This window comes from Pseudanabaena biceps PCC 7429 (assembly GCF_000332215.1).
Lineage (GTDB): Bacteria > Cyanobacteriota > Cyanobacteriia > Pseudanabaenales > Pseudanabaenaceae > Pseudanabaena > Pseudanabaena biceps.
Genome location: NZ_ALWB01000141.1, coordinates 1 through 13,610 on the forward strand (window position 1 = coordinate 1; position 13,610 = coordinate 13,610).

Genomic DNA, 13,610 nt, shown 5'->3' on the forward strand with positions numbered 1-13,610 from the left:
TAATCAGTTAGAATATCACCCATCTTGCTAACAAGCTTTACTGTACCTCCTATTCCCTTCCCTGCTCCATCACCCTTCACATTTGCATTAATGGCAAGCGTTTCAATGTCATCATCTGCCAATAGGCTAACATCTCCAGCATCTCCATTATTACTTGCAAAAGTATCAACATTCCCCACCTTTATCCTCGAAATAGCTTTAATTGTGACATTGCCAGCATTACCCGTAATCGAAGTAGTAGTGATGCTACCAGCTTCAATATCACCACCAGCCTCGATAGTTACAGCACCCGCATTACCATTAACTGAAGTAGTGATAATATCGCCAGACTCAACAGTTCCATCTATCGATCCAAGTTTAGCTTTCAGCGTCACTTTACCCCCATTCCAAACACCATCCCCACTCCAAGACTTAGTAAAAATATTACCCACCTTAATCCCCTGCTGCTGCGATGTAATCTCCACCTTCCCCCCATTACCACCACCACCTGAATATGCGGAGACTCCATCACCTACCGCAATATCCAGATAGGCATTCAGAATAACCTTTCCAGCATTACCATTACTAGCACTAGTTGCAATCTGCTTACCACTAGTATCAATGCGACCAGTCTGACTCGTCAGTTCGACCTTACCACCATTCCCACTACTTACAGAATATGCTGCAATATCTCCCACCACAATATCTTGATAAGCCTTCAGAATTACAGAGCCAGCATTACCAGTATTAGTAGCTGAGATCTGATAACCATTAGTATCAATGCGACCAGTCTGACTCGTCAGTTCAACCTTAGCGCCATTACCAATTTGAGAAGAATCAGCATGGATATCATTCGAGATAATGTCGCCATAGGCACTCATCGTTATCGCTCCTCCCTTCCCTCCGAGACCATACGAACTGACATAGGCATTAATGTTGATGCCGCCACTTGTACTAACAACATCAATCTTTCCACCTGTGTTTTCAATGGAGAAAGAACGGAGAGTGGAAGCTACAATGTCGCCAATTGCCGATATATTAATATTGCCACCACGGATTGTTCCCGCAGCAGTAAGAAAACCAGCATTAATCGTCGTACCCGCCTTAAGAGTGATATTCCCACCGATATTTCCACTACTGCCGCCAGACTCAGTGAAAATCGTAGAAGAACCAACATTAAGATCGATCTCCCTTTGGCTCTCTAACCAAACATAGCCAGCTTTTCCTGTTCCATTACTACTAGAAATAGAACCATAGCCCACTATCGCCCCAGCCGTGATTTTAACATTGTGCTGTGGCGCAGATATATTTCCAAAAAGATTGACCGTTCCTCCAGCACTTAAGGTGAGCGTTCCACTAGAAGGAACAAAGGAAGTATTGGTAAAGAGATAGATGTCATTGTCCGCAACTAGAGTTACGTTACCTTTTAGCTTGTTATAATAGGCAACATTCTCCGTATTAATGATGATATCTTCTGGATCGAGCAATACACTGCCAATCTTCCCCTTAGCTGCGTCAACATCGACATTACCGACAAAGTTTAAACTCTTTTTCCCCGAAACTTCAACAAAACCACCATCTCCTCCTTTTCTTCCTCCATTTGCCTGAACATCACCCTGAAAGTCTGTATCTCGATCTGACCAAATGATTACTTTACCCCCATTACCAAGATCTTTGGCGTTTGCCAATAGCTGCGTATTCGCATCCACTGATGTCGATTCCGCATTCGCGCGGTTTGAGTTGCTATGCCCCCCTTGATAGTCTCCACCGATCAGAATCGTACCGCCTCCCAAATCGCCCGATGCATCCAGTTTCGCTCCGATCAAATCAACTGTTTTTCCTCGAAACTCGATCTGACCGCCGCTATTACCGATCGCTTCATAGTCGCCTTTTGCTTCGATGCGACCCGTTCCTTCCCCATTTAATAAAATACTCCCGCCATTGCTAGCGCTCATTTTTGATGTGGCTTCATCGCTGTAACTATGGCTGAACTCTGCGGTGATATTATGGGCAACAACCTTACCTTGATTGACGATATCTTTAGCTTTGAAGAATACCGATTCGCTATGTACTTCTCCTTGAATCCCGAGGGAGTCGTCAGCAATTACTTGAAAATTCTGTTGGTGGGCTTGGCTGCCTAAAATGAGAGTGTCATTCCCCAGTCCACCATCAAAGTTAATCCCGACTACATTGTCACCAATTGCTCCATCTAAGCTCTGCCAAAATGATGAAGAACTGCGATCGCTTGAAAAAAGATGACCATCAATATCCAATTGGTAATAGCCATTATTGGTGAGAGTCTGCTTGACGACGTTATTACTAGCATCCCCAGCAATATTTAACCAACCCGTTAGAGCATCAAAGGCAATACTTGGCATCTGCTGATTGCCTGTTGGCTGCATTCCCAATCCATAGGTGTCTGAGGTAGATATATTTATAGGTAATGGATCGTAGATCCATTGCTGAGTATTTATCCCCAATATATCGTTATTACCCCCCATCATCCCTCATCTCCTTAAGATTTACGTCCTTATTTATTAAATTAAATCGTATTTCTTTAAGTCAAATTTTGTCAAGCTAAATATTGCGATCGTATTTAACTTAAATATAGCTGTAGCCAGTTATATTAGGACAAAAACAAAACCCAGAAGAGTGTTGCGGCGCTTTGCGCCGCAACACTCTTCTGGGTTTTATGTTTTAACTTATTTGTTCCCTCAGCCAACGCATCCCGATGTCTGAGCGAAGTCGAAGCCTCTCTCAACTCCTTTAGGATTGCTATATGTACAGAGAGGGGCGATCGCTTATGGGGATATCGCGATACAAGCAATAAACTCCATAGGCAGCCAAGCACAATTAAATATATAGCAACGCAAGGTTTGATTAGTATATAAAACCCCAAAGATGGGTGGCGGCGCAAAGCGCCGCCACCCATCTTTGGGGTTTTGATTTTTCCTAGCAATTTCTTACGTTACTATAAAAACTCAAAAGCTGTGGTGTACGCGCAGCAGTCACTACAGCTTTTGCCTTTGATTTTTAATTACGCCCAGTTACTGAGGCAACTTAGTTAAATCTCTGGGTTAAATCTCTGGGTTAAATCTCTGGCTTTTTTCGATGCCTAGCAATTTAGAAGTGACCTAAAAATGACCCCAAGCCTCCTCACCAAATCTATTTATGTCTAGGTAGTACTAAAAGCTGATAGCCACAAGGCGATACATAGGGTTAGCATATACCCAAATATAGTTTGATTAATTGGGTAATTACTCTGATACCTTGTATTGATATTTTAATCGTCTTTTACTTACCTTGCTCCTTCGATGTGACTGCTAAAATTAGATATGTTTAGATTTAAGGTTATGGTAATTATTGCTATTTGCAATGTATAACAGCCTCTAGATTAAAGGAAACTATAAGGAACATGAGAAGTCCCTGAGGTGAGCAAGATTGGTAAGTTCGCGTGATATTTATGCTTAGTATTGAGATTAATAATGTAAAAGTGGAAATTCACCATAATTTCTAAATTTCAGACTTGCCCCAATGGTTCAAAATTCTCTGACAATGAGTTAGCTAATGTCCATTTCTGACAGCGAGTTCTCTATTCACTTTTGGGGCGTGCGTGGTAGCATTGCCACCCCAGGCTCAACCACAGTCCGCTATGGGGGAAATACTCCTTGTGTAGAAATGCGTTGTCAAGGTGAGCGTATTATTTTCGATGGGGGGACAGGCATTAGAGTACTAGGTCAGCATCTACTCAAACAGATGCCTGTCGAAGCAAGTATTTTCTTTACCCACAGCCATTGGGATCACGTTCAGGGATTCCCATTTTTTACACCAGCTTTTATTAAGGGAAATCTCTTTAAGATTTACGGTAAGATTGCGCCGACTGGTCAAACGATGCAAGAGCGCCTAGAAGAACAGATGCATCATCCTAATTTCCCAGTACCACTGAGGGTGATGGCATCATGTTTAAAGTTTTTTGACGTGGAAGTTCCCAGTCTGATCGAGCTCGGTCATGGCGTGACCGTGGAGACAGGGCTACTCAATCATCCAGGGGAAGCCACAGGATATCGAGTTACCTGTGGCGATCGCGTAGCGGTTTACGCGACGGATACCGAACATTTTAGCGATCGCCTAGATGAAAATCTCCTTTATCTAGCCCGTGATGCCGACGTACTCATTATGGATGCGACCTATTCCGATGAAGAATATTGGTCGAGTGTCAATCCAAAAATCGGCTGGGGACATTCCACATGGCAAGAAGCGATCAAGGTTGCTGAAGCAGCCAACGTCAAGACCCTAGTCATTTTTCATCACGATCCTCTTCATAGTGACGATCAGCTAGATGAGTTTGGACGGTTGGCGCAGGAGAGGTTTGCGGGGGCTGTGATGGCAAGAGAAGGGATGCATATTTCTATTCCCATTCGTGCCGATGCCAAACCACTCGTCCATGTTTGAGCTTTATAATTAAAGTAGTTCAGCAATCAAACCCAATAGATAGTGGCGGCGCGAAGCGCCGCCACTATCTATTGGGTTTGATGTCCTGACTTAAGTGAATATAGCTATAATTCAGGAAAGTGTGCCAACACTTTTCTGAACTGGTATTAAGTTTACTTATGCTTAGCTGAATATTAAGCTGAATATTAGCCAAATCCCATGTTATCTCCCCAAACAATTGCCAGCGACTGCAAATCCAAGAGTTGGAAAATCAAACTGCTATACGATGGGGCATGTCCTTTATGCTTGCGCGAAGTCAATTTTTTAAAAAGTAAAGATGGCGATCGCGGCTTGGTAAAATTCGTTGATATAGCTGCCGATGACTATCAGCCCGCCGACAATGCAGGGATTGATTTTAAAACGGCGATGGGGCGCATTCATGCCGTCTTACCCGATGACACGATCCTCCAAAATGTAGAAGTATTTCGTCAAATTTACGATCTTCTCGGCATTGGTTGGATCTATGCAATTACTAGATTACCCCTCGTCGGACGATTGGCTGACGCGATATATGGAGTTTGGGCAGATTATCGACTCCTACTGACGGGTCGAGCCGATCTCCAAACCTTGATCACCGAACGGGAGCAAAGACTAGCCGCTTGCCAAGATAATTGTGTAATTAATGCTGAAATTAATTACACAATTATCTTGGCGATCACCGATCGCCAAACATCATGATCGTAACTTGGCTCGCGATCGCCATTTTGTCCTTTGTGGAAGGCTTTGCCCTGAACAAGCTTTTTCCTGCGGACTACAAATGGTTTATGCAATTACGTCGTCCGCGATGGCTTACCTTTGAAGGCGCGATTCCCTTTATTTGGATTGCGATATTCATTTGTGGCATTACTTCGGCAGCTATCCTTTGGGAAACCCAGCCAGCCACCGTTAATACATGGCTATTGATGGCTGGCTATGCGATCGTCGAGATCGCAATTCTGTCCTATACACCAATCCTCACCCGTTTGCGAAATGTGCGGGCAGGAGCGATCGCAGGGGCGATCGGTTTTATATTAGGGGCAATTTTAACCATCCAAGTTTGGCAAATTTCTGCCCCCGCAGGATGGCTACTCATGCCCTATTTACTTTGGAGTCCCATCGGTACCTACGTAACATGGGTAATGGCAAGACTCAATCCTCCCGCACCTTAAAAATAGGAATCATACCAGGTTAAGAAATGGCTACGCCATTTCTTAACTTGGTATATTCAGTAATGTTAGGACAAACATCAAACCCAATAGATAGTGGCGGCGCTTCGCGCCGCCACTATCTATTGGGTTTGTGTCCTGACTTAAGTGAAGCTATAACTTGAAAACCCTTACGAGGTTTAGCTTTTAATTCACAAATTTAATTCACACTTTCGTGAATTGATATTAAATATAAAACCCAGAGGCGAAAGCGGTAGCGAACGCTGCGCCTACCCAAAAGATGAGTGGCGGCGCTTCGTGCCGCCACTCATCTTTTGGGTTTTATTTCTAAAGCAAAACTTGCATTGCTATACAATTACGAGCAATCATCCAAATCATTATTTGGGATCGTAAAAAATACAAACAGGAAAAGATCCAAGTATGACAGTTAAACATTTAAAAGTACTCCATGAGAGTAATCCAGCCATTATTCAAAACATTGGTAAAGATGGCGATGATGTATTCCAAGGATTAACACAAACCCCCAAAAGCTTACCCCCAAAGTATTTTTATGACGATCGCGGTTCGGAATTATTCGAGCAGATTTGTGATTTACCCGAATATTACCCCACGCGCACCGAAGCATGGATTTTAAACCAATATGCCGATGAAATTGCCGCAATTACTGGCTCCTGTGAATTAGTAGAATTAGGTAGTGGTAGCTCTACAAAAACCCATTATTTATTAAATGCCTATCAAAAAGCAGCTAATTTATTAACTCCGTCTATTCCTGATGCTTTTAGTTATATTCCGATCGATGTCAGTGGTGGCATCCTCAAAACGACAGTCTCACATTTGCAGCAAAAATATCCCGATCTTTCCCTAGAAGGACTACTTGGTACCTACGAAGAAGCATTACTCTATCTTGGTAAAAATCATGGGCGATCGCGCATGATCTTCTTTTTAGGTAGCTCCATCGGCAATTTTTCCGCCATAGAGTCTAATGAGTTCCTAAGTAAAGTTTCCCATTCCTTAACTCAAGGGGATTATTTTTTGTTGGGGATTGATTTGCAGAAGCCCAAAGATATCCTAGAAGCTGCCTATAACGACAGTCAAGGCGTTACGGCAGCTTTTAATTTAAATATGCTTTCCCATTTAAATTGGCGTTTCCAAGGTGATTTCAATCTCGATCTATTTACCCATCAAGCTATTTATAACGAACAAGATCACCAAATCGAAATGTATCTCTATGCAAGAGAAACCCATCAGGTATCCCTAGATATTCTTGATCTCAAAATCGAATTTCAAGCTGACGATCGCATTCTCACCGAGATTTCCCGTAAGTTCGATCTAGAATCGGTACAAGCCCAACTGCGATCGCAAGGTTTAACAACCATCAAAATCTGGACAGATTCCAATCAATGGTTTGCTCTAGTTCTCTGTCAGTTGTAAGAAAATTTAAATCTATGCATAATATTCCCTTTGCTAAGGTTCCTCAATTAGATAAATGCGATCATCAAGAGATTCTGGATTATTTTCAACGGGCTTGGCAAATTGAAGATGACTTGATGAGAAGTTTAGTTGATTCCGACACTTTTTATACGAATCCCGATCCACTGCGTAATTTGTTGATTTTCTACTTAGGACATTCAGCCGTATTTTATATTAACAAGGCGATCCGTGTCGGACTCATCGAGCAACGGATACATCCCGATTTTGAAAGGTTATTTGAAATTGGGGTAGATCCTGAAAAGCCCGATGAAATTGCGAGTATTTTTGATAGTCTGCGGCAAGCAGAAGTCACTGCTGTTTGGCACTATCGCGAACAGGTATATCAGGCGATCACAGAGCTAATCAAGGGATTGACGAATATTGCTCTACCCATTAATCAAGAGCATCCCCTTTGGGCACTCATGATGGCGATCGAGCATCAATATATCCATATCGAAACTTCATCAATGTTGATTCGCCAATTGCCCGTTGCGAAACTACAACGCCCTCCCAACTGGCAATATGCCCCTACCAATGGCTATACCAACACAAATGAAATGATCGAAATTAAGCATGGGAAGGTGCATTTGGGCAAACCTCAAGCTTCAGCGACCTATGGCTGGGATATTGAATATGGCGATCGCCTTGTGGATGTAGCAACTTTTCAAGCCAGTAAATATCTGGTGACTAATGCCGAATTTCTGGATTTTGTGAAGGATGGTGGCTATGCGAATCAAGCCTACTGGGACGAAAGCGCTTGGGCTTGGCGGCAGCAACACCAAGTTCAACATCCTAAATTTTGGATTCCTAGCAATGACACCTATAGATATCGGGCGATGTTCGATGAAATCTCAATGCCCTTTGATTTTCCCGTAGAAGTCAATCACTATGAAGCGATCGCCTATTGTCGATGGAAAGGCGATCGCACACGCCTGATGAGCGAAGCGGAATGGCATCTAGCAACCTACGGCGAATCGGGCTCGCCTTCTTCACCCTCGAAAGAGGATTCTGACTTCAATCTCAATTTAAAATTTGCTTCACCTACCCCCGTTGGTTATCTAGCGCAAGCCCAAAGCCCATCTGGACTATACGACCTGTGCGGTAATGTTTGGGAATGGTTAGGCGATAATTTAACGCCGCTTACAGGATATAAACCCCATTATCTCTATGAGAACTATTCTGCACCATATTTTGATACAAAGCATAATATGATGGCTGGTGGCTCATGGATTACCAATGGAACGGAAGCCTGTAAGTATTACCGCAACTGGTTTCGCCCTAACTTCTATCAACATGCAGGATTTAGGATCGCCTATGCTTAGCTACTGATCATAATCAAGAAACTTTTTGAAAGTGTTGCTTCGCAACACTTTCAAAAAGTTTCTTGTGGTTCTTTGATCAAAAAGTGCTAAATAGTTCGGCATAATTAAAAACCAAAACCAGAGAGCATACCGCCCGCTACGCGGGCGGTATGCTCTTCTAGGTTTTACAGCGCTTCGCGCTCAAACCCAAACCAAGGAAATTTTTGAAAGCGTTGCGAATCAAAGCTTTCAAAAATTTCCTTGTGGTTCGTTTGATCGATAGAGGACTAACCCAATTTTTTCGAGCGATTGGCTTGCAATGCTTGCTTTCTTCTTCTTACTTCCGCGCGGCGAGCGCTTGGGGTTGGTAAACCGATCGGTGGTTCTACGATATTAACCTCATTGATAAAGACTAATCTGGCTTCAACGGGTTGATTGAGAGTATCGGTAATTTTGACCGCTTCAAAATCAGCATCGATCGCGGCAAATTCAGTCTCATTTAACCAAGCATGGTACTTCTTACGGAGTTTGGGCTGTTGCTTGAGTTCCTGTTGTAACTGTTCGAGAGAACCTTCTGTCCATTGGTAATAGAGATTTTTGCTGCGGATCTGGGTTTTGGATTCGGAAGTTTGTTGAGCGAGGGGATTGTTTGCCCAAGGAATGCGATGATCCCATGTGGCAAGTCCCCCAGCCCGATCGCTTTCGAGCAAGCGCTCTAAAATTTGTAAGTCAGAATGTTCTGTAACTCGTTCGGGAAAGCGGCAAAAGTTTTTGGTGAGGTCGCTTTGGGAAGCCCGTAATAAATTCATGATATTGCCTTGGGCGTAGCCGATCGCTGTTTGGCGATCGCGCAAAGTCTCCAGCAAAATCTGCAATTCGCGCTGTAAAGTATCAATGCTGCCATAGTGGGCGAGGAGGCGATCGCTCAAGGGATGAAGGATTTGGCGGATCTGGGTTTCGCGAATATAGTCTTCTGCACGGGGCTGAACTAAGGCATAGCTCATGAGGAATTCAGGATTACCTGCGATCGCCGCTTGGTAAGCTTCATCGATCAAACGCGCGGTCATATATTCCATGACTACGGGCTGCTGCGTGAAACTATTGGCATTCTTTTCGATCAGCGATCGCCACCGTAGGGAGATGACCGATTCCCAAATTTGCGATTTGGAAATCATCGGCACGATATCTTGGCGGAGATTGTCGGTAGTAATCGGTTCACGCTCGATCGCCAGCCAATACATTACCTGTTGCTCACGTTCGGAAAGGCGACCATACTGTTGATCGAGGAGATAGCGAATATCGCCAAACACGTTGGCATCTTGATCAATAAACTCTTGGATGTCACCATCAAACATGCTGTGGATCGAACGGGATACCACCGTTAGGGCAAGGGGATTACCACAATAAAAATCGATCAACTTACCAGTCTCAGGGGCGATCGCTAATTCTGGTTGAAACATTTGTCTTGCTTCTTCTTTTAAGCCCGTAAGTTGCAAAGAACGCACTAAGCGATCGCTACTATCGGGGGGCAACACATCATGGGGCTTTTCGCGACTGGTCAAAATCAAACAGCTCTGGTGGCGCACCTCGCCTACTTGACGGAACAATTCCCCATAACCTTCGTAACCTTCGTTATACTGTCCCGTAATTTCGCCACTACGCAAAACTGACTCGACATTATCTAAAACGATTAAGCATCGCGATTGCTTCAAAACGGCAATCAACATTCCTAAAAGACGGTCAAAATCCTGTGGTAAAGCCGTAATTTCTTGGTTTGTCAAAAAGCTGACTAATTCCCCCAACATCACTTCCACGGTTGGCGCATTACGCAGCGATCGCCAAGCAATTAGGGTAAAGTCCGACTGTACTTGTTCTGCTAGTTTGGTGGCAAAAGCAGTTTTGCCGATTCCGCCCATTCCAAATACGCCCAAGAGCCGACAGCGATCGTCGATCACCCAATTTTTCACAGTTTCGAGTTCTTCCGTACGACCGTAAAAAATTGAAGTATCGATCGCATTACCCCAATCGCAGCGTTTGACATCTAGGTGAGTCCCATGCACCGTAACTGGTTCGGGATTGTGAGAATTGACAAGACTCAGGGGATGCGTCGCTGGAGGGATATCACTCGTCACGGCTTTAGCTCGAAAACGCTTAGCTTGAGTCCTTACCACCACTTGGAGATTGTGCTTGGTCACCCTTTCGCCAAAAGCATTAGTTAATATCTGCCACAGACGATAACCTACATCGCGAATGTAGGAAGAATCATAGCCACAGGATTCGGCAATCTCGGCATAGGTCTTGCCCTCCCATGTTTGGCGGAGTAGTTGCTCCTGAATATTGCTGAGACGCTTATCCTTTATGGCAGCATCAACGATGGCGATCGCATCTTCAATGGTTATCGTGGTCATGGTCGTAACTCCTCTCAGTTAATGTCTCGGTATTGGATTAGTAAAGGCGAAAGTTGAAATGAATTTAATGGATTCTAGATTTCAAATAAACAGTTGATGTTTGCTTAAACTCATATTGTTGTCTCTATTTATCAGTCGATGAAGTCGATCTTGTTTAGGGGATGACTAATTCCAGCTTTTGCAGATGATTTAATTTACATATTCTTGTTTTTTCACGTTAGATAAATAACATATATTTTTGTATTTGCAATGGCTTTGCCTAGTTTTTATCCAGATCCAGATTTAGTCCGACATTGGCTTTAATAAGTACCAATTTTTTCTTGTCTTTTCTGATAAACCTTTATCTATAAGCTTCTTGGGATTGGGTTCAAAATCAGGTGCAGCCACTTTATCTATAAATTATTGTTTTTGCAAGCAAAATACTTAAGGATCTTGTTTTTTGCTGATACCAATATATTTACAAGCAAATAAGGATATTTAAAACAAAGTTATTTGGCAAATATATATAGGCATTGCTTTAGCACTACTGACAAATAGCGGATCAAATAAGGAATCAAATAATGGATTAATTTTTGATTGAATAGCTATCAATTACTCCTCACATTACTAATTGATATTTTTGGATTTATTCATGTATTTACTGACAAAAAATACTATTTTTTCTGGTGTGCAAATTGAAATTTGAGTCGTATGCTGATTGCCAACAAAGCTTATGTAGTTGATTTACTCAGCCTTAAGTCCTTTGTACTGGTCGCTAAACTCACTTACCCTCACATAAAGAAATATTTAACTCTTGTATCACTGGTAAGTGCATATAGCAATAGGGAAATTATGTTTTCCGACAAAAAACGACTTTTCCTCATATAACCTCACAAGTAGAGGCATTGAAACATGAGCGCCCCCCATCATTCGCCCCAACGTCACCTTAATTTAATCCCTAGATCCTTGGCGATCCCTTTGTGTCCTCAACAGTTTGGGGTTCGTCCGAGCATTGCCGATCGCTTTTCGTATTTACTACATGAAATCGAGAGCTTTCTACGAGCTTGTACCCATGAGGAGATGTGTAGCTTTTGGAATGCGATCGCCAATCTGCGCCATTACTGGCAAAGAAATGCCCATTCATCGGAAATGCCTCAATTTCTGAGTGGTAGACGCAGGCATCGAGATTTTTGCCGTATTTTAGAAGTTTTAGCCGATCTCACCTACCCTAAACTGCGCCCATCTCACCAAACCGAACCACCAAGTGAGCACCTCTACCTATCCTCACTTGGCATTTCCAAACTAGGAGGAATGTATGCAAAGTGATGCCTTTCCCACTCCCCCCATCTATTCACATTATTTTCAACCTCGGCTATTGCTCCATGATCTCGAACCCCAGCCCCAAGATTCTCAAAATGATGTGGATTGTTTGCTAGATGAGATAGAAATCCTGATCGCTGATTGTTCTATTGAAGAATCTCAATCCTTTTGGTTAGCCACCGATTGCATCAAGATCAAACATCACGTCATTGAGTCGATGCAAAAAATTGAGAGTTTGTTTCTGGATTTGGCAAAAGCATCAACTACAAATCCAGCCCTGATCGCAGCTGTCTCCGATAGCCTTCTCTACACAGGCAATTCTTCCGCGAACGATCGAGGTATGGAGATTCCCAACTTCCTTAAACATCGTCTTGGTTAATATTTAGAAACATAAGCTTCTATCTAGTTAAGCTATATGGCTCAAAAAAACAAGAAATCAATTAAACATCGTTTTAATTGGATATAAATATCTTTACCCTCACAAAATCAATTATCTATCATAAAGGTTATTATCATGAAATTTTTACTATCTATCATCTCTGCTTCAGCCTTACTAGTTCCATTTACAGGGAGTGCTTCCGCCTATTCGCAAGATCCTCGTAGTTGCAGCGATCCGCGTACTCAATATCCGTCAAATCCCCCTTGCCAGAAACAGGACAGTCTAATTAATGTCTATTACAACAAAGTTAATTAGTGCTTAGTTAATTAGTGCTTAGTTAATTAGTGCTTAGTTAATTAGTGCTTAGTTAACTAACAATTAGTTAACTAACAATTAGACAACCTACAGCGGTTAATAGAAGGTTTATGAGAAGGAAGCAGTTTCTTCAATACGGAGTTGGAGCGATCGCCCTATGTGCATTAGGTCGCCTTGGCAAAGATACTGCTCAAGCCCAAGATATGTCGGCTCTTACTAATGCCTCCAATCGCGAAAAATTATGTTCTCGCGTGCTGGCTGGGAGAATTGATCGCATCATGGGTGATGGGACTACTTCCGAAGTCCAACTTCTACGCCTCTTACAAATTAACCAAGCCCCTTTACATCTCTATGGAGACTTGCCAACCATCTATCGAGAAGAAGGGGCGATCGAAGGCGTTAACTATGACATTGCCTTTTGTCAGATGTGTCTGGAAACGGGTTTTTTGCAATTTGATGGGGATGTTCGACCCGAACAAAATAATTTTGGCGGCATAGGCGCAACTGGTCATGGAGCTAGGGGCGATCGCTTTGACGATCGGCGCATTGGGGTAAGGGCACAAATTCAACATTTGAAAGCCTATGCCACCACCAAACCTTTAGTACAGCCCTTAGTCGATCCGAGGTTTAGTATCGTCAAGCGGGGCACGGCTCCTCTACTGGGACAACTGGCAGGACGATGGGCCGAGGATATTAATTACGACAAAAAAATTATGGCAATTCTCCGTCGGCTCTATCAGCTATCAGGATTTTTCTAATGTATAACTGCCGAACTGTATCAGGACATAAGCAAAAGAGGGTTGCCGCGCGGAGCGCGGCAACC

10 protein-coding genes and 1 pseudogene are annotated in these 13,610 nt (G+C 43.0%); 9 read left to right on the forward strand and 2 right to left on the reverse strand.

Annotation, left to right across the window (positions count from 1 at the left end; all coding sequences use genetic code 11):
• Positions 1–2,483, reverse strand: a pseudogene (locus tag PSE7429_RS15190) (hypothetical protein); the annotation flags it as partial.
• Between the two features lie 1,063 nt (positions 2,484–3,546).
• Here PSE7429_RS15190 and PSE7429_RS15195 point away from each other — a divergent pair.
• From PSE7429_RS15195 to ovoA, 5 genes are all read left to right on the forward strand, one after another.
• The gene (locus tag PSE7429_RS15195) at positions 3,547–4,431 is read left to right on the forward strand and encodes an MBL fold metallo-hydrolase (RefSeq protein WP_009628137.1); all 885 of its coding nucleotides are present in this window, start codon (positions 3,547–3,549) and stop codon (positions 4,429–4,431) included.
• Positions 4,432–4,629: 198 nt separating this feature from the next.
• Positions 4,630–5,148, forward strand: a complete 519-nt coding sequence (locus tag PSE7429_RS15200) for a thiol-disulfide oxidoreductase DCC family protein (protein ID WP_009628138.1) — start codon at positions 4,630–4,632, stop codon at positions 5,146–5,148.
• Complete coding sequence (locus PSE7429_RS15205) at positions 5,145–5,618, forward strand: TspO/MBR family protein (RefSeq protein ID WP_009628139.1); 474 nt, start codon at positions 5,145–5,147, stop codon at positions 5,616–5,618. Before PSE7429_RS15200 ends, PSE7429_RS15205 begins: the two co-directional genes overlap by 4 nt.
• 417 nt (positions 5,619–6,035) lie before the next feature.
• The gene (egtD, locus tag PSE7429_RS15210; protein WP_009628140.1) at positions 6,036–7,046 is read left to right on the forward strand and encodes an L-histidine N(alpha)-methyltransferase; all 1,011 of its coding nucleotides are present in this window, start codon (positions 6,036–6,038) and stop codon (positions 7,044–7,046) included.
• Positions 7,047–7,060: 14 nt separating this feature from the next.
• Positions 7,061–8,407 (forward strand): 5-histidylcysteine sulfoxide synthase, encoded by a 1,347-nt coding sequence (gene ovoA, locus PSE7429_RS15215; protein ID WP_009628141.1) that lies wholly within the window; start codon positions 7,061–7,063, stop codon positions 8,405–8,407.
• 266 nt (positions 8,408–8,673) lie between these two features.
• Here ovoA and PSE7429_RS15220 read toward each other — a convergent pair whose 3' ends face one another.
• Positions 8,674–10,794, reverse strand: coding sequence for an NB-ARC domain-containing protein (locus PSE7429_RS15220; RefSeq protein ID WP_009628142.1), 2,121 nt, complete (start codon positions 10,792–10,794; stop codon positions 8,674–8,676).
• Positions 10,795–11,685: 891 nt separating this feature from the next.
• Between PSE7429_RS15220 and PSE7429_RS15225 the strand changes: the two genes are divergently transcribed.
• The 4 genes from PSE7429_RS15225 to PSE7429_RS15235 all read left to right on the forward strand — a co-directional run bounded on the left by PSE7429_RS15225 (position 11,686) and on the right by PSE7429_RS15235 (position 13,545).
• A complete protein-coding gene (locus tag PSE7429_RS15225) occupies positions 11,686–12,099 on the forward strand; it encodes a hypothetical protein (RefSeq protein ID WP_009628143.1) in 414 nt (137 codons plus the stop codon).
• Positions 12,089–12,472, forward strand: a complete 384-nt coding sequence (locus PSE7429_RS15230) for a hypothetical protein (protein WP_009628144.1) — start codon at positions 12,089–12,091, stop codon at positions 12,470–12,472. Before PSE7429_RS15225 ends, PSE7429_RS15230 begins: the two co-directional genes overlap by 11 nt.
• A 135-nt stretch (positions 12,473–12,607) precedes the next feature.
• A complete protein-coding gene (locus tag PSE7429_RS25990) occupies positions 12,608–12,787 on the forward strand; it encodes a hypothetical protein (protein ID WP_009628145.1) in 180 nt (59 codons plus the stop codon).
• 110 nt (positions 12,788–12,897) lie between these two features.
• Complete coding sequence (locus tag PSE7429_RS15235; RefSeq protein WP_009628146.1) at positions 12,898–13,545, forward strand: glucosaminidase domain-containing protein; 648 nt, start codon at positions 12,898–12,900, stop codon at positions 13,543–13,545.
• Positions 13,546–13,610: the final 65 nt, after the last annotated feature.